The organism is Pseudomonas sp. 30_B, assembly GCF_017491605.1.
Taxonomy (GTDB): Bacteria; Pseudomonadota; Gammaproteobacteria; order Pseudomonadales; family Pseudomonadaceae; genus Pseudomonas.
Genome location: NZ_JAFGYY010000302.1, coordinates 1 through 460, shown reverse-complemented (window position 1 = coordinate 460; position 460 = coordinate 1). Strand labels below are relative to the sequence as shown.

Annotated in this window: 1 protein-coding gene; it reads right to left on the bottom strand. The window is 70.2% G+C overall.

The window, feature by feature from the left end:
• Window positions 1-460: cellulose biosynthesis protein BcsG (gene bcsG, locus J5M67_RS28385; protein ID WP_207888670.1), on the bottom strand; the 460-nt coding region annotated here is incomplete at both ends.

Genomic DNA, 460 nt, shown 5'->3' with positions numbered 1-460 from the left:
GCCGCGCAGCGCCGCGCCATGCTCGGGCACGAACACGATCACCGCGCGCCGCCCCGATGCGGCAATGAGATCCGCGAAGCGGTCGAAGTCGTCCAGCAGCTTGCGCGCGCGCAGCGGGTACGAATCGAGGCTCGACATCCGGCCGCCCGTCAGCTGATTGCCGTCGTGCAGGCTGATCGTGTTGTAGTACAGCGCGACGGGGCCGGGGCTCGCGCCGCGTTTCGCGTACCAGTTCGCGAGCGTCGCGTAGTCGTCCCTGACCGCCGAGCCGCCGAACGCGTGCCTCGCGACGGGCGCGTCCGCGTCCGGGATCATCGGCGCGTTCGGCACGCCGATGTTCTCGCGGATCAACTGGAGAAAGTTGTCGAAGTGGCCGTCGTGGTTGGGCAGCGTCTGCGGCGCGAAGCCGGCGGCCGCGAGTTGCCCGAACAGATGGCACTGCGCGGGCGCGGGCTTGTAC